A 25492-nucleotide genomic window follows, 5' to 3' on the forward strand; every position below is an offset into this window, starting at 1 on the left:
CGGAGACGTTCGAGTACACCTTGACTGACGCAGACGGCGACCAATCGAAAGCGAACTTGGTCATCACCGTGAACGGCTCAAACGACGCACCAGTGGCACTAGATGACCCACAAGGTTTTGTGTTGTCTCTAGGTTCTTTTGATACTGAAAATGGTGCGTGGGATAACCAAGGTGTTGCTAGCGTTGATGCTTCCTTTAATGGCGTCAGCCAAGGTATTTCTCAGAATAGCGACTCAAACAGTGTTGGTATTGGAGTTGATAGTGATGTCAATAATGGTCCAGCGAAACAGATCCAATATGACCGCGATTCCGGTGAATCTGAGAAGTTAAGCATTAAGTTCGACGAACCTGCTACAGAAGGTAAGTTCAAAGTAAGCCATTTATATGCTGTTGAAGGTGGCTCAAGTGAACAAGGCAAGTGGACGGCATATCTAAACGGTGTAGCAATTGCCAGCGGTTTATTTGCGAACACTGACGGTCATGTTGGTGAGTTTGATATTGATACCAATGGCTTCGCATTTGACGAGATTGTATTTGAGGCAACTGAGTTTACAGGCGGTGATCAAGGTAAAGGTGATTCATCAGATTACTTCCTAGAAGGCCTAGAGGTTAGTTCAGAAGGTATATTTGCTTTCAATGAAGATGATGTCATTTCGATTCCTGTTTCGGAACTTCTAAGCAACGATAGCGATGTTGATACAGCGCACTCGAAGTTAGCGATTAATGACACATTTAACCTAGTGGATGGGGATGGTAATCCGATTGCAGGCGCAAGCTTCGAGGTAGTAGGTGAGAATGTAGTAGTTACGCTACCTGAAAACTATTATGGAAAAGTAAGCTTCGAATACAATATCACTGACGGCGACCTTACGAGTAACGATGCTACTGTTAGTATTGTTATCAACCCTGTAAACGATGCGCCGACAGTTAGTGATCTCGTGAATGTAGTAACTGATGAAGATACCCCTCACGTACTGACTGTTTCAGATTTTGGTAATTACTTTGATGCCGAATCGGACTCTCTAGTTTCTATTAAAATTACTTCGCTGCCAGTAGAAGGTCAGCTTGAGTATAAGAATAGTTCTGGCGAGTGGGTAAGTGTAACGACTGGTCAGGAGCTTTCAGTAGCAGATCTGGAAGGTGGTAAGGTTCGTTTTGTTCCTGATACCAATGAATCAGGTGTAGATTATGCGTCTATTGGTTTTGAGGTCAGTGATGGCACTGACTATAGCCAAGGCAACTATCAATTGAATGTTGATGTAACTCCTGTGGCTGATGCTCCTAATATTCTGCTTGAAGTTAAGGAAACTAAATATGGCCATGGCATTGATATTTCAGATTTAAATGCCATTCAGAGTTATCTGAATAAATTAGATGGTGTAAGAGACACCTCACACGATGATATTCTAGTTGACAATAGTCTAAACAACGCGCTTCATGGTGATTTGGGGATCTACGGAGAGGCTTACTATAACAATGATGGCCAAATGCAAACATCTGGTAATGATTTGTTTTTCGGTGGTGACGGTAACGACTCTATATATGGCGGTGACGGTGCCTCTATAGATAAAGGCAAAGACACTGTGGTCTATTCGGGTAACTACAGTGAGTACGAGTTTAAGCGCTATGATGATCACGGGCGTGTCGATAAACCATATTGGCATGTGGTTGACAAGTTAGAGCGAGACACGGATAACGCAAATACACCTGTCTCAGAAGGAGAACACTTGTATGAGATCGAGCGACTTGTTTTTGCTGATGCTATTGTCATTTTGAATAGTGATGGTACACATACAGTTATTCAGGACGTAACCGTACCGGTTGACATTACCGTGTCTCTAACCGATCTAGATGGCAGTGAGTTTATTCAAGACGAATCGGTTATCTTATCTGGTGTTCCTGACGGCGTTCAATTAGTAGTCGATGGTGTTGTACAAACCCCAAATAACGATGGCACTTATACGGTAACGCTTAATGTCTCTGGAAATGGACTAAGTGGTAGTGTTAGTGCGGAACTTGTTGCTCCTTACGACTATGACGGTAGCCTAGATTTTGACTTGTCAGTTTCAGCAACCAGCCAAGAGAAAGTCGGCGCAGATACTGAAACCACAACAGTTTCAGAGCCTGTTACACTATCAGGTTCTGAACTGGTTGTTGGTAACAATGTTGACAACACTCACGAAGGTCATGGCGGTAACGATATTCTTATTGGAGACCAAGGTGGTTATAAAACTATCGTCACTCCAGGGGTTAACTATAATGTTGCTTTAGTTGTGGATGTCTCTGGCAGTATGGGATGGAAAACAACTGATGGTGATGGCAATCAGACTACTCGTATTAAGATGCTTCAGGACGCTCTTAAACTATTAGCCGCGGATCTTGCAGATCATGACGGTACAGTAAATCTGAAGTTGATCGGATTTGAATATAATGTAGTTGTCGATTTCTCCGTAAATGATTTACAGCCAAATAGTCAAGGGTATAGAGACTTAATTTCGGTTATAGAAGACCAACTTGATCCTGATGATGGCGGTACGGGCTACGATAAAGCACTAGAATCAGCGAATGAGTGGTTTGATAATCAGTCGGCTGGTAGTAATACCGAAAATTTAACGTTCTTTTTGACAGATGGTAAACCCGCTGACAGTACAGTTCAGAACGCTCTCAATGAGTTTGCAGAACTAAGTGGCAAATCTAAGGTAATGGCCATAGGTATTGGAAACGATATTGATGATTCAATACTTAAGTTCTTTGACAATACGTCGGTTACGAGTCTGGAGCAAGGTGAACCATATAAACTAATTGACGTTTCGAATAACGCTTTCACTGATATTAGTGATGACGATTGGTACTCTAGTACTTGGATATCCAATGACAAGTTAGTTTTGTATGATTATGACGGAAGTGGGAACTCTTATGTCGAGGCAGTGAAGAGTCAGGACTTCTCCATTGCTAAAGACGGTAGTAGTCTGCAATTTAAAGTTACGTTAGATAACAGTAACTTCTCTTGGTTACTTTACAATGTAGATGGTAGTCTAGTTCAAAGTTCAACGTTGAATAAAACTAAAGGTACTGAACATGTTTCAATTGATAATATTGACTCAGGCCGCTACTACCTAGTGTTTGAACACGATGCTTCTAAAAACAACAAAGACACTACGGCAAAAGTTGAAGATATTTACGTTACAGAAATGCTGCCAGCTGGACAAGTACAATTAGTAGACACGCCTAGTGAACTGCAAGCGGTGCTTCAAGGTGGTGAAACTGTCCAGCAACTCGACCCTATGGGTGGAGACACTCTATTGGGCGGACGTGATTCTGATATTTTGTTTGGTGACAGTATTAACACTGACAACCTTCCCTGGGGTGTTAATGGTAATCCGGTTAAGCCAAGTGACTTGGGTGAAGGTGCAGGGATAGACGCTCTGAAGCAGTTCCTTGAGTTGAAGAACGGCGCCGCTCCGTCCGATTCTGAGGTGTATGATTACATCAAAGCTAATCACGAAAGTCTTAATGTTGACGGTGATACTCGCGGTGGTAACGACACCTTAGATGGTGGTGAGGGTGATGATATTCTTTACGGTCAAGGCGGTACGGATACGCTTATCGGTGGTTTAGGTAACGATATCTTAACTGGCGGTGAAGATGCGGATATCTTTAAGTGGGTTGACCAAACACCAAATGATAGCCGTAACGAAACAGACACGATTACCGACTTCCAAGTTGGTCTAGATCATATAGATGTTTCGCAACTACTAACAGAAGATGACACTATGGAGAAGTTCTTAGAGCATCTTTCAGTGGACAAGCTAGATGATAATAAGCTGGAGATTCATATTACTGACTCGGATAAAGATATTACGATAACAGTTAATAGTGTTGATAATTCCTTCAGTAGCTTATCTGATGGGCAGGTCACAGGAGAGTCTCTCAATGACTTGATAAACTCTCTGTTTACTAAACTTCCAGAGAGCTAAACCAAAAAGGGCCGCAAGGCCCTTTTTTAATGCTCGTAATTTAGGCTGTGTGTCCTTCAGCACCAGTAAAAAGAAAGGGTTGACACCAAGTGCCAACCCTTCAGAATTTTCACGCAACACGCAACACGCAACACGCAACACGCAACACGCAACACGCAACACGCAACACGCAACACGCAACACGCAACTCGCAACTACAACACCTTACAAGCAAACCCCTTGAGGTAGAAACCTTCAGGGTACGCGCTGTCAGTAGGGTGGTCAGCCGCTTGTTCAAAGCGTTCGACAAACTTGACTTGGCGACCCGAATCGACAGCAGCGTCGGCAATCACTTTCTGGAATAGCTCACCGCTCATTAAGCCTGAGCAAGAGTAGGTCAGTAGTGTGCCACCAGGTTTAAGGATCTGCATTGCCAGCATATTGATATCTTTATAGCCGTTAGCACCTGAAGTTAGATTGTTTTTGCTGGACACAAACTTAGGCGGGTCCATGATTACAACATCAAATTTGGTGCCTTGATCGCGATATTCGCGCAGCAACTTAAATACGTCGGCATTGAGGAATACCGCGCGTTTTTTAGAGATATCAAACTCGTTGAGTTCAGCGTTGTACTTAGCAGTATCTAGCGCAGGCTGAGAGACATCCGCGTTGATCACACGTTTGGCACCGCCTTTAAGAGCGTACAAGCCAAAGCCACCAGTGTACGAGAAACAGTTAAGCACTTCTTTGTCTTTAACGTATTTCATCGCTTGCTGGCGACTGTCGCGTTGATCAAGGTAGAAGCCGGTTTTGTGGCCTTCGATAATATCCACGCTGATCTTTACACCGTTTTCTTCAATGACTACTGAGCGTGGTGGCTGTTCACCGTGCAATACACCCGTTGTCTCCTCAAGACCTTCTTTCTTACGTACTGCCACGTCTGAGCGCTCGTAGATGTTGCAATCAGGGAACACTTTTAATAGCGCATCAACAAGGGTTTGCTTGTGGTACTCTGCACCAGCGCTCAGCAGTTGGCATACCAAGTAGTTCTGAAACTTATCGATTGTGATACCTGGTAGGCCATCAGATTCAGCCGCAATCAAACGGTATCCGGTTAAACCGTCACGCTCGATGATGTCTTCACGCAGCAGTTGCGCGTCTTGAATGCGTTTAACAAAGAAATCGGTGTTGATGTCTTGCTTGTCAAAACTCCAGACTCGTGCACGAATCTGAGAGTTTGGTGAGTAGGCCGCTTTCGCCAGCCACTTTCCATCGTGAGTGAAGACATCAACCGTTTCACCTAATGTCGGTTCACCCTCAACACGGTGGATACCACGCGAGAATACCCATGGGTGTTTACGGCGGAGTGATTTATCACGGCCTTTGACTAGATAGATAGCTGGAGTCATTGGTTTACTCAATTGTTTGTTTTTCAAGGTGGGGTATTTTCAAGGAACTACTAGGGAAAAGCAAATAAAAGAGCCGCTTAAAAGCGGCTCTTGAGGTTAGGCTTTAAGGCCTGTCAGCAGTGACTCCATCTGGTCACTCTGACTTCTTAACTGGGCGATGTTGCTGTTAGTGGTGTTAATCATGTTGTGGACGTTGTCAGCCTGAACACGAATCTCTTCAACGCTAGCGGCAATATTGTCCGCCACCACGCCTTGCTCTTCAGCCGCCGTTGCTATTTGAACGCTACTGTCTGAGATGGATTGGTTCTTCTCAGCCAATGCGCCAATCTCAACATCGACTTCAGACATCAACTGCTGACCTTCTGAAGCATTAACGACGGTAGTCTCCATTAAACGAGTTAAAGATTGGCTATTGCGCTGTAGCGCTTCAATCATGCTTTGGATCTCAACGGTTGCTTGCTGAGTTCGTCCTGCTAATGCTCGCACTTCATCTGCAACGACGGCAAATCCTCGACCTTGTTCACCGGCACGGGCTGCTTCAATCGCAGCGTTAAGCGCGAGAAGGTTAGTTTGCTCTGAAATAGCGTTAATGGTTGTCACCACTTCATCGATTTGCGCAGCATTGGCGTCAAGTTCAGCAACGGCTTCAGAGGCAGACTGAATCTCCTTCGACAGCTGTGAAATCGAAGCAAGGGTGTGTACGACTTTGGCCTGTCCTTGAGTTGCAACGCTACGAGCATCTTCAGTTTGTGTGCTTGAGTCATGTGCTAGAGTGGCCACTTCGCGAATTGTTGATGCCATCTGCTCTGTCGCACTGGCCAGTGAGTTCAGGTGCTCTTGCTGAGTACCAGAGACTTCTGCGCTTTGCTGGTTAGACAGATTAAGGTCAGAACTGATCTGTTGCATCAGAGCGATGGACTCCTGAATAGAAATCACCATATTTTGTTCACGCTCAGCCACTTTATCAATGGTAATCGCAATTTCACTGAACTCGTCGCGTACTTTAAAGAAGTTCATACGGCTGGTCAGATCGCCGTTTGCTAATGTGGCTAATGCTTTATTCATGGTAAACATCGCGCCACCAATAAAAGTCATGATGTAGTAAACACCTAAAGCAATAAGTGACAGGGTGACTAAAACAATCACCATTTGAGTTGTCGACATTGCTGACCATAAATTCTGCTCATGGGAAGCGACGAGGCTGAATGCACCGTTATTCACTGAAACTGAGCCTAAACCACTGCCGATAGAGATGGTGTCTGAACTCGCCACAATACTTGCTACCTGTGCTTGCGTCAGGTTGCCTGCTTCGATCAAGTTACGCATCAAGTGGAGCTCATCCTGATAAAGATGAGCAAGCATGGTGTTTGCTGCACTGTTAAGTACCAGCGTTAGAATGATCACAGCCAGTAGGGGTAGAGCAAACAGTAAGTAGAATTTTTCCTGAATTTTGAGATGAATGAGATATTTGTCAATCCAGCGAAACGGTATTTCTTTCATTGCGAACATCCTATTATTGAGAATATGCAAACACTAATACATTTTATATTGAAATATACACAGATAACGTACGGCAGCATAGATAACTGTGATAAATATGCGCGCTTTCAACAGCAGAGATTAACTTGTCATCAAACCTTGGTGTGAAAATATCCAACACGGTATGATTGCGCATATATCGACCACAGATTCGTATCGGAATGAATTGATTAATTACTTAAAGTCTAACGGTGGGAGGCGTAAATCATGCAGGAGTGCAGTGCGAAGTTTATCGTTTCAGGAATAGTGCAAGGTGTAGGGTTTCGTTACCACACTTCGTATCAGGGGAAAAAGTTAGGCCTCGTTGGCTACGCTAAGAACCTCAACAATGGTGACGTAGAAGTCGTGGTTTGTGGGGCGCAAGAGAAAATTGATGAGATGGCTGACTGGCTGACTCAAGGGCCTAAAACATCAAGTGTTGACCATGTTCAAAGACAGAGCGTTTCCTACAAGCCATACAAAGGATTTCAGATCCTGTAGCGTGGCAACAGGATCTCAATCGCATCTTTTTATAAGCACTTGGCAGGCTTAGGTAGACCCGCTAATTTGGTAGCCTGTTTAGCTGGCCCTTGTTTAAATAGCTTAAACAGATATTTGCTGTTGCCTTTCTCCGGGCCGTGGGCTTTTTCCATCGCCTTAACCAGCATTCGAACGGCTGGAGATGTGTTGAATTCTTCATAAAAATCACGCACGAAATGAACCACTTCAAGATGGGCTTCAGTTAGCTCAATGCCTTCTTGTTGAGCCAATATCTCTATCATGCCTTCTTCCCACTGAGTATGGTCTAGTAGGTAGCCTTGAGCGTCAGTTTCGATTTGTTTGCCGTTGTACTCAAACATCTTAACGATCCTAAATAGTTTGATATTCAATAGGGTAGCGCAGCATACCGCGATTGGACAATATGGCAAGAAAGAAAAAGCCCGAAAGATAAACTTTCGGGCTTTTTGGTGTTTGATTAAACGTTAATCTTAATCGTCATTCATAATGCCAAGGATGCTTAGCAGGCTGATGAAGATGTTGTAGATTGAAACGTAAAGCGTAATCGTCGCTGAAATGTAGTTTGTCTCACCGCCACGGATGATGCCTTGAGTCGTCATCAGAATCGCCATGGTAGAGAACACGATGAACAGGCTGCTTAGTGCCAGATGTAGAATCGTTGACTGGATAAAGAAGCTCGCAATCATACCTACAACCAGAACGACGAACAATGACATCATCAAACCGCCCATCATAGACAGGTCACGGCGTGTCGTTAGAGCATAAGCAGATGCAGCCATGAAGGACAGAGCAGTACCGCCAAGTGCCGTTAGGATCACATCGCCCATTCCTGCGCCAACGTATGCGTTAAGGATTGGACCAAGCGTGTAGCCTAGGAAACCAGTAAACAGGAAGGTAAATACCAAACCCATGCTATTATTACGGTTCTTTTCGGTTAGGAATAGCAGGCCGTAGAAGCCAACAAGTGTGATGATGATGCCCGGACGAGGAAGATTCATCGCCATAGAAACACCAGCAACCACTGCAGACCAAAGCAGAGTCATAGAGAGTAGAGCGTAAGTATTACGCAATACTTTGTTTGTTTGCAGAGCACTTTCTTGCGTTGAAGTGCGGGTAAACATAGGACTGTTCATAATCTTCCTCGTAAGGTTTTATGTTTATATCTACATTTATGAGGTTTAATGACCAAAAGATCAAGCCCCAAGTCAGTTAGTAGTAGATAAAATAATAATAGAAATAAAAACTTATGTATTTTGAAAGATGTAACACAATATAACAACTGCAAAGGGCGACCGAAGTCGCCCCTGTGTTATACCATCTTTAGAAATTAGTGGTGTAGGATCTGAGCAAGGAAATTTTGCGTTCGATCTGACTGTGGGTTTTCGAAGAACTCAATTGGGTTGTTCTCTTCAATAATCTCACCCGCATCCATAAAGATAACACGGTCAGCCACTTCTTTAGCAAAGCCCATTTCGTGTGTTACACACAACATGGTCATGCCTTCTCCGGCTAACTCAACCATAACGTCAAGTACTTCACGAACCATCTCTGGGTCAAGTGCCGACGTTGGTTCATCAAACAGCATCACTTGCGGGCTCATACAAAGTGAGCGAGCAATGGCAACACGCTGCTGCTGACCACCAGATAGCTGGCCTGGATATTTGTCGGCTTGATCTGGAATCTTAACGCGTTCTAGATATTTCATCGCAATCGCTTCAGCTTCCTCCTTAGGCATTTTCTTCACCCAAATTGGAGCCAGCGTACAGTTTTCTAAAACAGTTAGGTGAGGGAACAGGTTGAAGTGTTGGAAACACATACCAACTTCACGACGAACGGCCTCAATGTTTTTCAGATCTTCAGTCAGCTCATTGCCAGAAACGATAATCTGTCCCTTTTGGTGTTCTTCCAAACGGTTAATACAGCGAATCATGGTGGATTTGCCAGAACCAGAAGGGCCACAAATAACGATTTTTTCGCCTTTCTTAACGTTTAGGTTGATGTTTTTCAGTACGTGGAATTCGCCGTACCACTTGTTCATATCCTTTATTTGGATCATGTAATCTTGTTGTTGCGTCATAATACGTCCTTGAGCTCTAATTATCGTTTGTGACCGGTATGAAGTTTGTTTTCTAGCCAGATCGAATATCTCGACATGCCGAAACAAAATACCCAGAACACTAACGCGACAAATACATAACTTTCCGTTGCAAAGCCTAACCACTCAGGGTCAGTGTTTGCAGCTTGTCCGATACCCAGTACGTCAAACATACCGATGATAAGTACCAGACTGGTGTCTTTGAACAATCCGATAAAGGTGTTCACGATAGATGGGATAGTAATCTTCAGTGCTTGGGGAAGAATAATCAGCCCCATTTTTTTCCAATAACTTAGACCTAACGCGTCTGCGGCTTCGTATTGTCCTTTTGGAATAGCTTGAAGACCACCACGAACCACTTCCGCCATGTAGGCAGCACTAAACATCACCACACCAATCAATGCGCGGATAAGTTTGTCTGTTTCTGAACCTTCAGAAAGGAACAGGGGCAGCATAACTGAAGCCATAAACAGAACCGTGATAAGAGGTACACCACGCCATACTTCAATGTAGACAGTACACATACTGCGAATGATTGGCATTTCTGAACGGCGCCCTAGTGCCAGAGCAACGCCAATAGGTAGCGAAACGACAATACCGACAAGTGCGATAATCAGTGTAACCAGCAAGCCACCCCATTTGTGCGTCTCGACAACTTCCAGACCAAATACACCGCCATAAAGTAAAGCAGCAATGATAAATGGGTAGACGTTTACGAAGAATAACCAAATCCATAGACGCTTAGGTGTTTTCTCGTAAGCCAGCAATATCGTAAAGATAGCCAGTGTTACGTAGAAAAACTGAGGTCGCCAAAGCTCGTCGGAAGGGTAGAAACCATACATAAACTGGTCCCAGCGAACGCTGATAAATACCCAGCACGCACCCTCACGACTACATGCGTCACGGGTTGTGCCAACCCAGTCTGCACTGAGAATAGCCCAGTTAAACACGTCCCATAGTACCATCGCGGATAAAACGGCGAGGATAATTGTTACGACTGAGTTTATTGGACCATTAAATAGGTTTTTTCTTAGCCAACCTACCAGACCAACCGTATTTGCAGGCGGCGGAAGGCTAGGCTGAAATTGATGTACTTTCATTCTATCTCTCCACCAAAGCCACTTTCTTATTGTACAAGTTCATCAGAGCCGATGTGACTAGGCTGAGTGTTAAGTAAACACCCATCGTCATCGCAATGATTTCAATCGCCTGACCAGTTTGGTTCAGCGTTGTACCAGCAAATACTGAAACCAAGTCGGGGTAACCAATCGCCATCGCAAGCGATGAGTTTTTGGTTAAGTTCAAGTATTGGCTAGTCAGCGGTGGAATAATGATACGCAGTGCCTGAGGGATAACCACCAGCTTTAGCGTACGAGAACGAGGTAGCCCTAGTGACATAGCGGCTTCTGTCTGACCATGGCTAACGGCATTGATACCTGAACGTACAATCTCAGCAATGAACGACGCCGTGTAAACACTAAGCGCGATGAGCAAAGCCGCCAGTTCTGGGATGATGGTAATACCACCTTTAAAGTTAAAGCCTTTTAGCACAGGGTATTCGGCAGAGATAGGTGAACCTGCTAAGAAGTAAACGATGACAGGTAGAGCAACACAGAGCCCCAGCACGATACGTCCCATAGGCGTTTGTTGACCGGTCAGTTTTTGCTTGTTTTTCGCCCATACACCGATCAAAAGCGTCGCGATAATGCCAATAATCACACTTGCTACAACAAAGGAAGAACCTTCGCCAAAGACTGGGGCAGGGAAGTAGAGGCCACGAACGTTGAGGAAAATGGCTTCACCCAGACTTAAACTTTGGCGAGCTGACGGAAGTGCTTGCAGAACCGCGAAGTACCAGAAGAAAATCTGAAGAAGTAAAGGAATGTTACGGAATGTCTCAATATAAACAGCAGCAAAACGGCTAACTAACCAGTTAGACGAAAGGCGTGCGATACCCATTAGAAAGCCAATCACCGTCGCGAGGATGATACCAAAAAACGAGACTAGCGCCGTGTTGAGTAGCCCGACCATAAAGGTGCGGCCGTAAGAGAAGGTTTCATCGTACTCAATCAGCGTTAAGCCAATCCCAAAGCCGGCTTCTTGAGTTAGAAAGTCAAAACCCGTGGCAATACCACGTGCTTCTAAGTTGGTTAGTGCATTATTGACAATTGTGTAAAAGAAAAAAACGAGTGCTGAAATCGCTATGATCTGGAAAACAACAGCTCTAAAGGTGGGATTGTATAAAAGGTTAGCGTTTGAATTCGGTCCGTTATCCGATTTCGTCGCAAAATTAGTAGGTTTCATACAGCTATAACCTCAAATCCATTTTTATAAAAAGGGCGGCCAAAACCGCCCATTTTCTATTGTAACTATGTAAAAATTAACGGATTGGAGGAGCGTACATGAAGCCACCCGCATTCCACAGTGCGTTTACGCCACGTGAAATTTGTAGTGGTGAACCTTCACCGACTGTGCGCTCGAAGCTCTCGCCGTAGTTACCCACTTGTTTCACAACTTGGTAACCCCAATCGTCACGGATGCCTAGGCCTTTACCTTTAGGACCGTCTACACCAAGAATACGCTTGATGTTTGGATCTTGAGACTTAAGCATTTCGTCTGCATTTTTAGAAGTGATGCCGTATTCTTCAGCGTTCACCATTGCAGCTAGAGTCCACTTAGCGATGTTGAACCATTGATCGTCACCTTGACGAACCACTGGGCCTAGAGGCTCTTTAGAAATGATTTCTGGAAGAACTTGAGCTGATGCAGGATCTTGAAGATTCAAGCGAAGTGCGTAAAGACCTGATTGGTCAGTGGTTAGTACGTCACAACGGCCAGCGTCGAAACCTTTCGAAGTTTGAGCGGCTGTATCAAATACAACTGGCTTGTAAGACATACCACTGTTACGGAAGTAGTCCGCTAGGTTAAGTTCAGTTGTCGTACCAGACTGAACACATACAGAAGCACCGTCTAGCTCTTTAGCGCTTGTTAGACCAAGGTCTTTCTTAACCATGAAGCCTTGACCATCGTAGTAGTTAACACCAACGAAGTTTAGACCTAGAGCTGTATCACGGTGAAGCGTCCAAGTTGTGTTACGAGAAAGAACATCGATCTCACCAGATTGAAGTGCAGTGAAACGCTCTTTCGCTGTTAGAGGAACGTATTTAACTTTTGACTTATCGCCAAGTACTGCCGCAGCAAGCGCCTGACAGTATTCAACGTCAATGCCTTCCCATTCACCTTTAGAGTTAGGGTTAGAGAAACCTGGCAAGCCAGTACTTACACCACAAGTTAGGAAACCTTGTTTAGTTACTTTATCTAGCGTGCTATCCGCAGCAGCAGCGCTTGTAGACATCAGTGCAGTAGATGCCGCTACAACTGAAGCAAGAAGTGTTAGTTTATGTGCCATTTGTATCCTTCCTGTATGATCCATGTTAAATCAGGTTCAACCTGATACAACGATTAAATGGTGTTGTGTTTCTTAATTATTAGGTTGCGTATGCCCATATTTGAGCCTTAAACAAATCAACCAGTTATAAGCGTAGGAAAGGATTCGCAATTTCTCAAATGTATAATTTAAAAAGATTTTTGAATGAAATCACAAATCCTGACAGACTTTAGAATGACGAAATGTTGCTTAAATGTAAATAGTGCAAGAGGTCACAAATTTGGTGCGACAGGATGGTGTAATAAATTTATCAATACATATAGGGTTCAAATTGGTATCACTGTTATCAATTAGTTAATAAAGCTGAAAATAGTTCGAAATTTGGTCATTTATTAGGTGTGATCTGAATTGGGAATGAATCTATTGCTCTATTTTTGGTAGTATCAAGGCTGAAGATGTTTTTAGTAACTCAAGGAATGAAATGCAGTATTTTCCACTGTTTATAGACTTAACTCATAAACCCGTTCTGGTCGTTGGTGGGGGTGAGGTCGCAAGCCGCAAAGTAGATAGCCTAGTTAGGGCGGGAGCGAATGTTACGATCGTCTCACCCAATGTGGAGTCTTACCTCGCCAACTTGATCGAAAAAGGGGACTGCCAATGGATCCAAGGGTTCTATTCTGCCGAGTTACTCGAAAGTTGCTATGTTCAAGTTTGGGCGACAACCGACAATCCAGATTTGAATCACCAAGTCCATCATGATGCTAAGCGGAAAGGGATATTGGTGAATGTCGTGGATGACCTACCATACTGCGACTTTATTACCCCTTCGATGATTAACCGTGGCCGGATACAACTCGCGATATCGAGTGGTGGCTCTTCACCGGTTTTGATTAGGAATGTGAGAGAAAAGCTAGAGGCTGTGTTACCGCAAAACCTGGCTATACAAGCTGACTTCGCGGCCTCTAAGCGTAATGACATTAAAAGTCGTTTTGCTAGCGTTGAGCAACGACGTAAGTTTTGGGAAGCTTATTTTTCGCGCTCAGATGTTGAAAGAGCGACCAACAATGGCGATCTAGAGAGAGCCTATCAAGCGCTGCTGCAAGAGGGGGTCGACCAGAGTGGTTCGGTAACTTGGATCGAGTATGGTGAAGATGTCGAGCTTCTTACCTTGAAAGCATTGAGATTGATGCAGCAGGCCGAGATAGTGTTGCATGACCCGAACTGTCCTTTTGCGTTTATTGACCTCGTTCGCCGTGATGCGGAAAGAGTTGAATGCAAGAGTGAGGCGGATTTTAGCAATGAACTGCAGAAAGCTCGAAGTCACGATCAAAGAGTGGTGGTGTTAATGCCACCTAAATCGAAAAGAGTTACCTTCTTACAGGGCAAGGATCTGCTAATAGAGCTGGGAACGGTGAAATAGAAAAGGGCCACTAAGATGTGGCCCTTTTACTTATCAAACAGGCGAATAAAAGATATTAGTCGCGGAAGTTCTCATACTGGAATGGTTGACCTAGATCTGATTCACGGATCAGTGCAATAGCAGCTTGCAGATCATCACGCTTCTTACCGGTTACACGAACCTTGTCGCCTTGAATCGATGCTTGAACTTTCATCTTGTTGTCTTTAATCAGTTTAACGATTTTTTTCGCCATTGGCGTTTCGATACCTTGCTTAAATACAACGATTTGATGCCAGTTTCTTCCTGATGCTTCTTCTGGTTTGGCTTCCATTGCATTAACATCAACGCCGCGCTTGGTTAAGTTACCGCGTAACATGTCGCGTAGTTGCTTAAGCTGAAATTCACCTTCTGCGCTTAGCTTCACCGATTCGTCTTTTTGCATCTCGAATGACGCTTCAACGCCACGAAAATCAAAACGAGTCGTTAGCTCGCGTGACGCATTGTCTACTGCGTTACGTAGTTCAACAGTATCGATTTCAGAAACAATATCAAATGATGGCATGTTGGAGTCCTTATTATTACGAGCGAGCTTTTACGGCATTTGCCAGCATGTCAAGCATAGTGGCTGTATCATCCCAGCCCAAGCAAGGGTCTGTGATCGACTGACCGTAAGTAAGATTACTTAGGTCTTCCATGGATTGATTACCTTCGTTAATGAAGCTTTCAGCCATGATGCCTGCTACTTGATTTTTACCTGACTTGATTTGTTCACAGATGTCTTCAGCGACTTCAAGTTGCTTTCTGTGCTGCTTTTGGCAGTTAGCGTGGCTAAAATCAACCACAAGGCGTTCAGGTAGGCCAAACTCGCCCAGTTGTTTACATGCTGCATCGACGGATGCTGCATCAAAGTTAGGGCCTTTTTCACCGCCACGAAGGATAACGTGACCAAATGGGTTACCGCTAGTGCGATATACGGTCATACGGCCGTTTTTGTCTGGTGAATAAAAATAGTGAGACGCTTGAGATGCACGAATTGCATCGATAGCGATCTTGATGTTCCCGTTGGTACCATTTTTAAAACCAACTGGGCAAGAGAGCGCGGACGCCATTTCACGATGGATTTGTGATTCGGTCGTACGTGCACCAATCGCACCCCATGTAATGAGATCTGCAATGTACTGGCCAGTGATCATATCTAAAAACTCGGTAGCAGTTGCTAAACCAAGCTTATTGATATCGAGCAATAGCTTACGGGCTTTGTTCAAACCTGTTTCTAGCGCATAAGAGCCATCAAGATTTGGGTCAGTAATTAACCCCTTCCAACCTACGACAGTGCGAGGCTTTTCAAAATAGGTGCGCATAACGATGAACAGTTCATCTTTATACTGATCTTGCACAGCAGCTAAACGCTCTGCGTAGTCAAGGGCGGCATCGGTATCGTGCACGGAACATGGGCCGACAATTACCAATAGGCGCTGGTCTTCCCCTGTAAGGATATTTTCAATTTGGCGACGTGACTGTGCGATACGCTCAGCGACCTCATCGGTAATTGGATGGGCGCTTCCTAATTCTGCCGGAGTTGGCATTGGACCCAATGGTTGGGTTCTTAATTCATCGGTTTTTAATGGCATACGACAGCCTGTTCTTTTTATTACGAAGCGGTAAAGATAACGGAAACCAAGATAGGAATAAACCACTTATCGCGATTCTTATTATTATCAAACTGTAAAGTGCAAATTTATGCACTTTTATTTACTAAAAATGCTCGCAACCCCTTGTATTATCGACACACGATAGGTATGTTGAGGAATAGAAATACAACGAAAACCTTTGCCTGGAGCAGTAATGAGTTTAACCCGTTCTAGCAGTATGCATCCTGCGCTAAACCTCGGCGATTCACTTCCTCAGCTTGATCAAGCAACCAGTGGTTCGCACCTTTTTGTATCATTGTCAGAAATGATTTTAGAACATGTCTTCTACCATCCCGATCATGCCGCGATTTTGCCATCTCTTGATGAGAGTGAAGTGGCATCAATTAATGCCATCTTGGGCGAGCAGACGCTAGAGTTGCACTTCGTATCGACACTCACTGAACAGATTTTAGCGGCAGTGAAGCCACAACATCAGTCGGTACGCATCGATCTAGGTGGTGCCGACAGCTACAGTTTCCGAACACTGCTGGGGGGACAGCTTGAGCCAACTGAAGTTAACCCAGCGCTTGGTTTGCGCGGTGTCTCTCGTTTTGCCCATGAGAAATTTGTCCAGTTGTTTACGCTAGAGTGTCAGGTGATTAAGGCATTGCAGCAGCAAGGTTGTGATGTTGAAATTGTCGTACCTTTTGTCAGAGGATTGTCTGATGCCGCCAAAGTAATCGACTTACTCGCAGAACAAGGTTTACCAAGGGGACTCAATGGTTTGAAAGTTCTCTATACCGTTGATGTACCATCGGGCGCGTTGTTATCAGAGCGATTACTTCATTACTTTGATGGCTTGGTGATCAATGTGGAAAACTTAGCTCAATTCACCTTAGGGGTTGATCGCCTTAGTGAGGAGTTGGAGTATCTGTTTGATCCGGAAAGTGAAGCTGTCATGATGCTGATTGAGCAGGCCGTCGACGCGGCGACGAACAGCAATAAGCCGATTGTTTTAGTCAGCAATGGGTTAGTTCATTATGCTCGTTTACAAGAGTACATCATTGAGCATCCACAGATAGACGTTTTGGTGACGTTGTAACTCAAACTGGTTGTTAAGTCACTGTTTATAACGCCCAATGTTAATGAAATGTTGACATCGGGCGTTATTCGTTATGAACTAAGATGAATTTCACTGGTCGGACTAGTTCAATGTTGTCAGCTCTCTCAAAAGCAAATCTCTATCTCAATCTGTTCGGATTTTTTAAAGTGCCGTTTATTTGGCTGGCTCGGCCAAAGATATTGGAACTGAATGCCGAGCGTGTTGAAGTCAAAATTCCCCTAAAAAGAAGAACCAAAAATCACCTCAACAGTATGTATTTTGGTGTATTGGCTGTCGGGGCTGATGTCGCAGGAGGTTTTATGGCGATGAGTAAAGCTGAGCAGTGCGGCAAAAGGGTATCATTAGCCTTTAAAGCAGTAGAAGGGCAGTTTCTCAAACGTCCCGAAGCAGATGTTCATTTCGTTTGTGAAGATGGCAAGTTGATCGATGACATGCTAGAGAAGACTTTCGCTACTGGTGAGCGCGTCAATCAAGCAGTGAAAATTACCGCCATTTGCCCAAGTCTGCACGGCGATGAACCTATGGCGGAATTTTTACTTACTCTGTCATTGAAGAGAATGGATGGCTAACGTCATCCACTTCAATTTGTTCAATTGCGACGATCTTGCTTCGGTTGAGAATGATCTTCCAACGATAGTAGCGTGGCTGGCCGTCGTGATTATCTTCTTTGGCAATCAGATTGATAAGATGACGTTTTTCAACCGACTCGCGACTTACCTGCCCGTTATTGTTCATGTAAACCTTATTTGAGCCTTTGTCCATCAAGCGAGTTAATTCACGCATGCTAACCATCAAAGACTCACGCGTTTCTTCATAACCACTCATAAACTTCGATGTCGACATTTCCGTTTTAGAGCTGTAGTGAAGCACTTGTTCTTCACGCTGGACAACGCGTTTCTTGCGGATTGACTGAATTCGGTCAGGCAACTTATCGAGAACCTTATAGTCTAGCCATTCGAGTTTTTGTCCCACCGCTTTCATGGTTGTTGGGTCTAAGTAAAGTTTACGCCATTTTGGGCGGCCTTTACGAAGCCATCGCCACATCACATCACGCAGGTCATCTTTAAAAATCTCCCTTAATGCGTAAACAAATGACATTAAGACAATGAAAGAGGCGGTGATCTCTCCCCAGTAGTCACGAGCAAGAATGGCTGTGATGGTAACAAACACCATGACAAAGCCAGTTGCACTGCCTTTAACCACTCGCTTCATATTGTTACCCAGCGACTGCGTGCGCTCCTTCAATACCACCGGATGTTCTATCAGGCGGCGCAATAGGCGCATTTTATTACTGAGTCGTATGACGTCATCACGAACACTTTTGGAGTTATAATTATTGAGCTTTCGGTGCGCTGCTTCTTTTTCTACAATGGCGAGCAAACTCTCTTTAAGGCTCTTATACTCGCTATCACGAGGCATATGTGCGACAAGCGACATCAAACGTTGTCCTGTGTACCAAGAAAGATAGTTGTCTATATTGGCGTAGTAACGCTTTAAGCTCTCTTCGTAAGGAATACTGCGGCGCAGTTTCTTGAGAATATCGAGAGAGAGGTTGATGACTTCGTCGACATCGTCAGTAGTGACAGACTCGGTATTGTGTTTATTGAGTTCGTTGACCGCTTTGTCTAGCGCGATAACATACTGATAGGCGAACAAACTCAAACTGACACGGTATTGAGTTGAAGAGAGCCTACCTCGTTTAGCTAAGCGGCTGTGCACGAGAGGAAGGAGGGTTTTGTCACTGTAGTAAGCGCGTTTTTGAGATATCGACTCATAGTAGAATTCACTCTCTTTAAGGATGTCCGGCGAAAGCCCAAGCTCACCAGGTACGAAAAAATAGAGATCTAAATCCGATTTCTTTGTCGCTGCCATCGCATGAGAAATCTTGAGAGTGATGCCGTCCTGCTTATCAACGGTGATCAATTAACGCTCCTAAAAAAGGTATAAATATCTGGCGCAAGCATAACAGAGATTCGCTATAATCACCGCAAATTTAACAAGAGACAGTTGAAATGATTAAAGTTGGTCAGACGAACCACTTAGAAGTAGTAAAAATAGCCGATTTTGGCGTATTTCTCGATGCCGGAGATTACGGTACGACCTTGCTTCCAAAACGTTTTGTACCTGAAGGTGTGGAAATTGGTAGCTTTATAGATGCATTTTTATACTTTGATTCTGACAGTCAGTTAGTCGCAACAACTGAGACTCCTGTTGCTCAAGTCGGCGAATGGGGGTTGATGAAGATCGAAGGTGTCAACTCTACCGGTGCTTTCGCTGATTGGGGTATCAAAGGTAAAGACCTACTGATCCCTTTTAGTGAGCAACGTGCACGTTTTGCGGCGGGGCAAACCGTACTTGTTTATGTCTACAGCGATAAAGCTTCTGGACGAATTGTTGGAACAACGAAGTTTAATAAACTGCTGGATAAAACACCGGCAAATTACACTCGCAATCAACAGGTTGATTTAATCATCGCAGAGCGCAGCGAACTTGGTTACAAAGCCATTGTGGAAGGCCAGCACTGGGGAATGATTTTTAAATCAGATGTGTTTGGTAAGTTATTTATTGGTAAGCGACTTAAAGGTTACATCAAGAATATTCGCGAAGATGGCAAAATCGACCTGTCCCTGCAGAAAATCGGGGTTGGTAAGATGGATGAACTGAGCCAGAAGGTGATGGACTTATTGGAGAAGAAGGGGGGATTCTTACCTCTCAATGACAAGTCATCGCCAGAAGCTATCTTTGCCGCTTTCCGCACTAGTAAAGGCACGTTCAAGAAGACGATCGGCGGTCTGTACAAACAGGGTAAAATTGTGATTGAGAAAGAGGGCATTCGCCTCAGTTAACACAATTGGTTTGACTGTTAAGCCGAAAAAAAGGCCCAGAGCTGATCCTGCTTTGGGCCTAGGGGAACGGCTCCTACAGAGCCTGCGCTAACTGTCTGATATATTGTATATATCGATAACCTAATTGTAGTTTATGATCGGCAATGCGCTAGGCTTTTGTAGAATTTCATACTATTTAATGACCGCTTAAAACAAGTTTTTGTCTCTGACCAACTCTCTTGGTAGTCCATTCTTGATACGGTTACCCACCCACTTTCCTAATCCAATCACATCGTTAGCGAGTGTTACGATCACTTCACCTTGACCGGATAGGTCAGCAGGGCGAACATCACGTCCCATAAACCACTCACGAGCCTCATCAATAGAAAGTGCTAGGGCTGTTCTCTCTTTACCAGTAGCTAATGCCGTTGCAACTTGATGCTGCCAGCGGTAGCCCTTTTTGTGGGCTTCAGCAATTTTGATCCCCATTCGGGAGAATCTAAGCTCACCAAGCATAGGTTCAAGAGCATCAGGGAACAACCATACGTCGTTGTCTCTCAACCAGATAGAAGATGCTTGAGGTAAATTAATCTCCAGTTGAGTGTGGAGTTGTTTAGCAATGTCCGTTTGTACTTTAGCGCTCGCTTTCTCAAACGGAAATTTGCCCAAACGCTTTTTCACTTGAGGGGCGGTGACTGACGCAAGTTTGCGCATACGTGCAACAAAGAAGCCTTCACAATCATATACCTGAGGGAATATGTGTAGAAAACCGTCTTCGGTAAGAGCTTTATCGGCATCAGGGAAAAGGGAAGCTAGGCTATCGAACTCTACAGCATCACCAAAGGTCGCTTTAAGGTGATGACATACTTGTTGATTCTCTTCAATACTGAGCGTGCAGGTTGAGTAGACCATAACGCCGCCAGGTTTTAACGCATGAAAAGCGCTTTCAATCAGATCTTTTTGTGTGTCAGAAATCGAAAGGACCGACTCTTTACTCCAGTTCTTCATGGCGTCTGCGTCTTTACGTACCGTACCTTCACCTGAACAAGGTGCATCAATCAATACTGCATCAAAGTGCTCGGGCAACCAGCCACCAAACACACGACCATCAAAGTTGCTAAGAGCGGCGTTACGTACTCCACAGCGCTCTATGTTAGCGTGGAGTACTTTAACACGGCTCGCGGAAAACTCGTTGGCAACGAGCACACCTTGGTTGTTCATCTTTGACGCAATCTGAGTGGTTTTCGAGCCTGGTGCAGCCGCCATATCGAGCACACTGGTGAAGTCATCTTGGTCATCCAAGAATAAAGCGGATACGGGCATCATAGAGCTGGCTTCTTGGATATAAAAAAGCCCAGACATGTGTTCTGCCGAGTTACCTAGCGGGACTTCCGATTCGTCTGCGTCAATCCAGAATCCTTCCTCACACCAGGGTACAGGTTGAAGTTGCCATCCTTTGTGTTGTGCTCGTTGAACAAACTCATCGATTGAGATTTTGAGTGTGTTGACCCGAATACTCTTACGCAATGGGCGCTGACATGCGGCGATAAAATCCGCCATGTTCAGTCCTTGGGGTAGGATTGATTGCATTTCAGCGAGAAAGTCGTCTGGTAGGTATACGTTCTGGTGCAAGGTTCTGTCTCTACAAGCGTAAAAGGTCGGTGATTATAGCTAATTTCAATAAAAAACGCAGCGAATTCGCTGCGTTTCCCATGGATTAAGGTTTTGGTATCGCTGTACGCCATGTGCGCCAGCTGTCTTCTGCTTTGGTATATAGGTAGAAGGACTGACCTTGACGAGCGATTGGCTCCAATTGTTTTTGTTCTGGCGTCGCAAAAGTTATTCCACCACGAACAATACTATCAATTGTGCCGGCTCTAACATTGGCACCGGTAATACCGATCGATACGTCGACGCCAGATGTGTTCCAGAAAACACTGTTTTGACGAACTAAATAGGCGTATTGAGGTTCAATAGCAATGGTCGATATGATGCGATCAGCAAATTCACCTAACTGAACATTGGTTACTTGACCGACTTCTATCTCACGATAGAGTACTGGTGTACCAACAGTGATAGAGCCGCGAGATTCACTTTGTAGGGTGAAGGTAATGCCGTTTATCGCTGGTTGTTGGTGGTTAAGTTCAAAGGCATATGTCGCTTTGCCGTTACCCGGTAACACGTTGATCGATTGTGCCAGAAGATTTTGAATGTTCTTCACACCACTAAGACCCACTTGCGCTTTAGGCAACCAGAAGTACGACCCGGCAACCGCTATTGTATTGGTGTATTCAGGTAATATACGCGCCTTGACTTCTACTCTGTTGAGTTTGAAGTCTGGAATAACCAAGGTGACCTCACCAACTTTTACTCCGTTATAGTTGATTGAAGTGCCTTTTGTGACTGTGTTTTCTCCATTGAGTGTCAATGAGATCACTTGGCCATATTTCCTTGCAGTCTTGAAGTCTGAGTAGAGCAACCATTTGTCGTTTTGCTTATTTTCGACTCCAGGCAGAGAATCGAATGCAATGCCTCCCTGAATCAAAGAGGTGAGTGGGGCCGCCTTAACGTTGATGCCTGCAAGGCTTGCATCTATCTCAACGCCTGAGCGGTTCCAGAATACGGTTTGATCAGTGACAAGGTGCTTATATTGATTTTCTATACTCGCGCTGATGATGACACCACCGTCGACCAAATAGAAGTCAGCAACATTACCCACTTGCAGATTTCGATACAACAGAGGACTGCCTTTACTAATCGAAGGTAATTCGTTAGCAAAAAGGGTCAACTTGGTAGAACCTGAGATATTGTACTTAGCGAGTTCAGCAAGTGACTTGTTTTGATAGAGCGTGTATTGCGCTTGTGGCTGAGCTTTTCCTTCACTAACGAAACTAATAGAACCCGTTAGAAGCTGTTTTGCTGGTGGCACGGTAATATTCAAGCCTGATTCAGTCAATTCGGCACTGGCGCTACCTGTCACGAAGAAGCGGTTTTGAGACTTAATAAGGTGCGCATAGTCGCTATCTATTAGCGCATCTAGCTGCACTTTGTCGTTAACTAGGCTCACTTGCGTTACCGAACCTACGCTGATACCACGGTAGAGGATGTTGGCACCCTGATCGAGTCCAAACGAATTGTCGGACACTAATTGAAGTGATACAGAGCGGGCTTGTTGGCGTTTGAAGTCGTCTTTTCTTACTGCGCTAAAATGTCGTGAACGCTCGCCGTCACCAGGAACCACGGTCAGGAAGTTACCTTTAACGATGTTAGCGATGTTTTCTACTCCCGATAGAGAGACTTTCGCTTCTTCAAGAATGAAGCGGCTACCCGTTGTCAGCATGTCACTAAAAGCAGGCTGGATTGCCGCAGAAGCAACGATGTTCTCTCTACCTTGACTCAACTCTAAATCTGTAATCTGTCCGATTTCGATACCACGGTACATGATCGGTGCGCCAGAAGCATTGATCTTGTTGTCATCTGGTAAATCAATCTTTATTGCGATACCTCGACCAGCGGTTTTTAAATCTGGGTAGAGTTTAAACTGGGAGTTATCTGCAACAGGCTCACCACCATCAGGTGAGTCGACAGCAATAGAGCCTCCAAGCAGAGCACTGAAACTTTCCAGTTTTACATCAACCCCTTCGAATCCTATGTTGGCACCAATACCACTGACGTTCCAGAAGCGGCTATCGTCGGTGATGATGTGGCGATACTCATCGCGTATCGAGGCTTGGATGATGACGTTTTTCGAATCACGGTCAAGCTGATAGCTATACACTTCACCAATCGGTATCTTTCGATAAACGATTTGTGAACCGACCGAGATACCGCCTAAGTCTCTCGATTTTAGTGAAATATTAAGCCCTTGGTTTGCCAGTAAATCGGAGGGAGCACGCTCTAGAGCGGTAAACTTGGTCTCAGGTTCGGAAGGGTTATTACCTGGAGAAATCGCGATATAGTTACCCGAAACAAGTGCATCAAGGCCAGAAATCCCAGACAGACTCGCTGTGGGTTTGACCAACCAGAAACGCGCTTCTTTGGTCAGCAATTTCGTGGCTTGTGGGTAGATGTCCGCATCGACGTAGATACTCTGTAAGTCTGGGGACAAATTGATATCTTTCACCATGCCCACTTCTAAGCCTTGATAGCGAATGGTGGTTCTTCCTGCGATCAAGCCTTGTGCATCAGAGAAGTAGATCTGGACTCGTTGCCCGGCATCTTGCACGGCTTTGAACACCAGCCATCCTGCCAGTACCATAGTTAAGATTGGTAGCAGCCAAAGTGGTGATATCCCTTTATTGCGCTTGATATGCGGGGAATATGAGTTTTGTGTGGGAGAAGGGTTACTCATTTAACGACTCTTTTCTATCAAATTCTTCTGGGTAATTGTCCCAAATTAGTCTCGGATCCATGCTTTCTGCGGCTAACATGGTGAGCACAACTACAATACCAAATGCGACCGCGCCATAGCCTGGTGTAAAGTCGAGAATTTGGCCTCTATCAACTAATGTCATCATGATCGAGATGACAAACAGATCCATCATCGACCAGCGACCAATCCATTTAATGACAAAATAGATGCGCATTCTGTGTTTGTGGTAAATCTTGCGTTTGAATTGTATCGCCAGTAACAGGTAAGACAGCCCTAGGATCTTGGCAACGGGAACCACGATACTAGCAACAAAAATGATGATGGCGATGCCAGTCATTCCACTATTCACTAGCGAAGCAACGCCAGAAAAAATGGTATCTTCTAAGCGTTTGCCGTTAGTTAATAAAATTGAAATTGGGATGATGTTAGCGGGAAATATCGCAATACTGGCCGCGATCAGATAAGCCCATGTTTTTTGAATCGAGTACGGTTTGCGATGATGGATAGGGCTTTTACAACGCAAGCATTCCGTCCCTTCAGGTTGAGAAAGGTGACAGTGATGGCAGTGAAGCGTTTTTTCTGACAACGCGTATTGCTCTTCCGCATGAAACACTTCCCAGTATCGGCGCACGCTTACTCGTGTCACCAGCAGTACGGTAGAGACTTGCAGCAACACTAGACCAATCAAGCCCGGTCCAACGTAGATATCCGAGTAATCTTGGAGTTTGAAACACGAAATGGCGATGCTAACAAGAAAGACATCAATCATTACCCACGCTTTGACATAGTCAATAATTGACAGGGAACTCTTGAGCAAACGAAACGAGCCTTTGCTCAGCGCGATATGCGCCGCGACAACCGAACTACACAACAAAAGGGGCGCTATCGAACTGCAAAAGAAAATAAGCAGTGACAGGAGTACAAAACCTTCTTGAAAAAGTGCAAATACGCCTGAGGGTAAAGTCGCAGGAATCATCACGCCGAAAAGACGAATGCTTATAAACTCAAAAAAGTGCGAAGGAACAAACAGTAAAAGGCAAGTTATTGCAATCGCTAAATTGCCTGACAGAGAAGGATTCCCCCCTCGGTATAGATGACTATTGCATCTCGGGCAGTAGGCGCTTTTGCCTCTCTCCACAGAGACAAGGTCAACGGGTAGTTCACAGCCGTGGCAAAGCCTAATATTGGTTGGTTTGGAGTCATGAGCATGCAAGAGCTGAGGGGCGTTCATCGCAGCCCCTCTATATTTTTGGCACG

The 25492-nt window shown here is 44.7% G+C and carries 20 protein-coding genes; 6 read left to right on the top strand and 14 right to left on the bottom strand.

Annotated features, from left to right (window positions below):
• On the top strand, positions 1 to 3977 hold a 3977-nt coding region (locus ACQEXT_RS07845), incomplete at its 5' end, for a VWA domain-containing protein (protein ID WP_426951394.1).
• 194 nt (positions 3978 to 4171) lie between these two features.
• On the opposite strand, the gene ACQEXT_RS07850 is transcribed toward ACQEXT_RS07845, so the two are convergent.
• A complete protein-coding gene (locus ACQEXT_RS07850) occupies positions 4172 to 5365 on the bottom strand; it encodes a class I SAM-dependent methyltransferase (protein WP_138972340.1) in 1194 nt (397 codons plus the stop codon).
• 96 nt (positions 5366 to 5461) lie between these two features.
• Complete coding sequence (locus ACQEXT_RS07855) at positions 5462 to 6865, bottom strand: methyl-accepting chemotaxis protein (RefSeq protein ID WP_426951395.1); 1404 nt, start codon at positions 6863 to 6865, stop codon at positions 5462 to 5464.
• Between the two features lie 246 nt (positions 6866 to 7111).
• Between ACQEXT_RS07855 and yccX the strand changes: the two genes are divergently transcribed.
• Positions 7112 to 7384: an acylphosphatase gene (yccX, locus tag ACQEXT_RS07860; RefSeq protein ID WP_138972341.1), complete on the top strand. Its 273-nt coding sequence runs from the start codon at positions 7112 to 7114 to the stop codon at positions 7382 to 7384.
• A gap of 29 nt (positions 7385 to 7413) precedes the next feature.
• Here yccX and ACQEXT_RS07865 read toward each other — a convergent pair whose 3' ends face one another.
• The 6 genes from ACQEXT_RS07865 to ACQEXT_RS07890 all read right to left on the bottom strand — a co-directional run bounded on the left by ACQEXT_RS07865 (position 7414) and on the right by ACQEXT_RS07890 (position 12906).
• Complete coding sequence (locus ACQEXT_RS07865) at positions 7414 to 7743, bottom strand: TusE/DsrC/DsvC family sulfur relay protein (protein WP_269376781.1); 330 nt, start codon at positions 7741 to 7743, stop codon at positions 7414 to 7416.
• Positions 7744 to 7872: 129 nt separating this feature from the next.
• A complete protein-coding gene (locus tag ACQEXT_RS07870) occupies positions 7873 to 8535 on the bottom strand; it encodes a Bax inhibitor-1/YccA family protein (RefSeq protein WP_426951397.1) in 663 nt (220 codons plus the stop codon).
• Between the two features lie 194 nt (positions 8536 to 8729).
• Complete coding sequence (locus ACQEXT_RS07875) at positions 8730 to 9479, bottom strand: amino acid ABC transporter ATP-binding protein (protein WP_138972344.1); 750 nt, start codon at positions 9477 to 9479, stop codon at positions 8730 to 8732.
• Between the two features lie 20 nt (positions 9480 to 9499).
• Complete coding sequence (locus ACQEXT_RS07880) at positions 9500 to 10597, bottom strand: amino acid ABC transporter permease (RefSeq protein WP_426951399.1); 1098 nt, start codon at positions 10595 to 10597, stop codon at positions 9500 to 9502.
• A 1-nt stretch (position 10598) separates the two neighbouring features.
• On the bottom strand, positions 10599 to 11801 hold the full coding sequence (locus tag ACQEXT_RS07885; protein ID WP_426951401.1) for an amino acid ABC transporter permease: 1203 nt from the start codon (positions 11799 to 11801) through the stop codon (positions 10599 to 10601).
• Positions 11802 to 11877: 76 nt separating this feature from the next.
• Positions 11878 to 12906: an amino acid ABC transporter substrate-binding protein gene (locus tag ACQEXT_RS07890; protein WP_138972347.1), complete on the bottom strand. Its 1029-nt coding sequence runs from the start codon at positions 12904 to 12906 to the stop codon at positions 11878 to 11880.
• A gap of 460 nt (positions 12907 to 13366) precedes the next feature.
• On the opposite strand from ACQEXT_RS07890, the gene ACQEXT_RS07895 reads away from it, so the two are divergent.
• A complete protein-coding gene (locus tag ACQEXT_RS07895) occupies positions 13367 to 14305 on the top strand; it encodes an NAD(P)-dependent oxidoreductase (RefSeq protein ID WP_138972348.1) in 939 nt (312 codons plus the stop codon).
• Between the two features lie 55 nt (positions 14306 to 14360).
• Here ACQEXT_RS07895 and ACQEXT_RS07900 read toward each other — a convergent pair whose 3' ends face one another.
• Positions 14361 to 14846 carry a YajQ family cyclic di-GMP-binding protein gene (locus ACQEXT_RS07900; protein ID WP_138972349.1) on the bottom strand — a complete coding sequence of 162 codons (486 nt, stop codon included), beginning with the start codon at positions 14844 to 14846 and terminating at the stop codon, positions 14361 to 14363.
• A gap of 16 nt (positions 14847 to 14862) precedes the next feature.
• On the bottom strand, positions 14863 to 15915 hold the full coding sequence (locus ACQEXT_RS07905) for a 3-deoxy-7-phosphoheptulonate synthase (RefSeq protein ID WP_426951402.1): 1053 nt from the start codon (positions 15913 to 15915) through the stop codon (positions 14863 to 14865).
• 214 nt (positions 15916 to 16129) lie between these two features.
• Here ACQEXT_RS07905 and ACQEXT_RS07910 point away from each other — a divergent pair, with 214 nt between their 5' ends.
• Both ACQEXT_RS07910 and ACQEXT_RS07915 read left to right on the top strand, forming a co-directional pair.
• On the top strand, positions 16130 to 17017 hold the full coding sequence (locus ACQEXT_RS07910; RefSeq protein ID WP_426951403.1) for a putative PEP-binding protein: 888 nt from the start codon (positions 16130 to 16132) through the stop codon (positions 17015 to 17017).
• Between the two features lie 110 nt (positions 17018 to 17127).
• On the top strand, positions 17128 to 17607 hold the full coding sequence (locus ACQEXT_RS07915) for a DUF4442 domain-containing protein (RefSeq protein ID WP_426951405.1): 480 nt from the start codon (positions 17128 to 17130) through the stop codon (positions 17605 to 17607).
• On the opposite strand, the gene ACQEXT_RS07920 is transcribed toward ACQEXT_RS07915, so the two are convergent.
• Positions 17576 to 18961, bottom strand: a complete 1386-nt coding sequence (locus ACQEXT_RS07920) for a hypothetical protein (RefSeq protein WP_426951407.1) — start codon at positions 18959 to 18961, stop codon at positions 17576 to 17578. The two genes, ACQEXT_RS07915 and ACQEXT_RS07920, sit on opposite strands and share 32 nt — an antisense overlap.
• Before the next feature lie 89 nt (positions 18962 to 19050).
• Between ACQEXT_RS07920 and ACQEXT_RS07925 the strand changes: the two genes are divergently transcribed.
• Entirely contained in the window at positions 19051 to 19884 is an 834-nt protein-coding gene (locus tag ACQEXT_RS07925) for a CvfB family protein (RefSeq protein ID WP_426951409.1), read from the top strand.
• Positions 19885 to 20070: 186 nt separating this feature from the next.
• Here the strand turns inward: ACQEXT_RS07925 and rsmF are convergent, their stop codons facing one another.
• The 3 genes from rsmF to ACQEXT_RS07940 all read right to left on the bottom strand — a co-directional run bounded on the left by rsmF (position 20071) and on the right by ACQEXT_RS07940 (position 25466).
• Positions 20071 to 21495 carry a 16S rRNA (cytosine(1407)-C(5))-methyltransferase RsmF gene (gene rsmF / locus ACQEXT_RS07930; RefSeq protein WP_426951410.1) on the bottom strand — a complete coding sequence of 475 codons (1425 nt, stop codon included), beginning with the start codon at positions 21493 to 21495 and terminating at the stop codon, positions 20071 to 20073.
• Between the two features lie 85 nt (positions 21496 to 21580).
• Positions 21581 to 24214 carry an MlaD family protein gene (locus ACQEXT_RS07935; protein WP_426951411.1) on the bottom strand — a complete coding sequence of 878 codons (2634 nt, stop codon included), beginning with the start codon at positions 24212 to 24214 and terminating at the stop codon, positions 21581 to 21583.
• The gene (locus ACQEXT_RS07940; RefSeq protein WP_426951412.1) at positions 24207 to 25466 is read right to left on the bottom strand and encodes a PqiA/YebS family transporter subunit; all 1260 of its coding nucleotides are present in this window, start codon (positions 25464 to 25466) and stop codon (positions 24207 to 24209) included. Before ACQEXT_RS07940 ends, ACQEXT_RS07935 begins: the two co-directional genes overlap by 8 nt.
• Positions 25467 to 25492 lie beyond the last annotated feature (26 nt).

This window comes from Vibrio sp. TRT 29B02, assembly GCF_050113655.1.
In the GTDB taxonomy this organism is placed as follows: domain Bacteria; phylum Pseudomonadota; class Gammaproteobacteria; order Enterobacterales; family Vibrionaceae; genus Vibrio.

Bases quoted from the DNA above. Each gene is read 5' to 3' on its own strand.
- yccX (WP_138972341.1), top strand. From the start codon at position 7,112: ATGCAGGAGTGCAGTGCGAAGTTTATCGTTTCAGGAATAGTGCAAGGT.
- ACQEXT_RS07910 (WP_426951403.1), top strand. From the start codon at position 16,130: ATGAGTTTAACCCGTTCTAGCAGTATGCATCCTGCGCTAAACCTCGGC.
- ACQEXT_RS07925 (WP_426951409.1), top strand. From the start codon at position 19,051: ATGATTAAAGTTGGTCAGACGAACCACTTAGAAGTAGTAAAAATAGCC.
- ACQEXT_RS07900 (WP_138972349.1), bottom strand. From the start codon at position 14,846: ATGCCATCATTTGATATTGTTTCTGAAATCGATACTGTTGAACTACGT.
- ACQEXT_RS07875 (WP_138972344.1), bottom strand. From the start codon at position 9,479: ATGACGCAACAACAAGATTACATGATCCAAATAAAGGATATGAACAAG.
- ACQEXT_RS07885 (WP_426951401.1), bottom strand. From the start codon at position 11,801: ATGAAACCTACTAATTTTGCGACGAAATCGGATAACGGACCGAATTCA.
- ACQEXT_RS07935 (WP_426951411.1), bottom strand. From the start codon at position 24,214: ATGAGTAACCCTTCTCCCACACAAAACTCATATTCCCCGCATATCAAG.
- ACQEXT_RS07865 (WP_269376781.1), bottom strand. From the start codon at position 7,743: ATGTTTGAGTACAACGGCAAACAAATCGAAACTGACGCTCAAGGCTAC.
- ACQEXT_RS07940 (WP_426951412.1), bottom strand. From the start codon at position 25,466: ATGAACGCCCCTCAGCTCTTGCATGCTCATGACTCCAAACCAACCAAT.
- ACQEXT_RS07855 (WP_426951395.1), bottom strand. From the start codon at position 6,865: ATGAAAGAAATACCGTTTCGCTGGATTGACAAATATCTCATTCATCTC.
- ACQEXT_RS07850 (WP_138972340.1), bottom strand. From the start codon at position 5,365: ATGACTCCAGCTATCTATCTAGTCAAAGGCCGTGATAAATCACTCCGC.
- ACQEXT_RS07870 (WP_426951397.1), bottom strand. From the start codon at position 8,535: ATGAACAGTCCTATGTTTACCCGCACTTCAACGCAAGAAAGTGCTCTG.
- ACQEXT_RS07895 (WP_138972348.1), top strand. From the start codon at position 13,367: ATGCAGTATTTTCCACTGTTTATAGACTTAACTCATAAACCCGTTCTG.
- ACQEXT_RS07890 (WP_138972347.1), bottom strand. From the start codon at position 12,906: ATGGCACATAAACTAACACTTCTTGCTTCAGTTGTAGCGGCATCTACT.
- ACQEXT_RS07880 (WP_426951399.1), bottom strand. From the start codon at position 10,597: ATGAAAGTACATCAATTTCAGCCTAGCCTTCCGCCGCCTGCAAATACG.
- ACQEXT_RS07915 (WP_426951405.1), top strand. From the start codon at position 17,128: ATGTTGTCAGCTCTCTCAAAAGCAAATCTCTATCTCAATCTGTTCGGA.
- ACQEXT_RS07905 (WP_426951402.1), bottom strand. From the start codon at position 15,915: ATGCCATTAAAAACCGATGAATTAAGAACCCAACCATTGGGTCCAATG.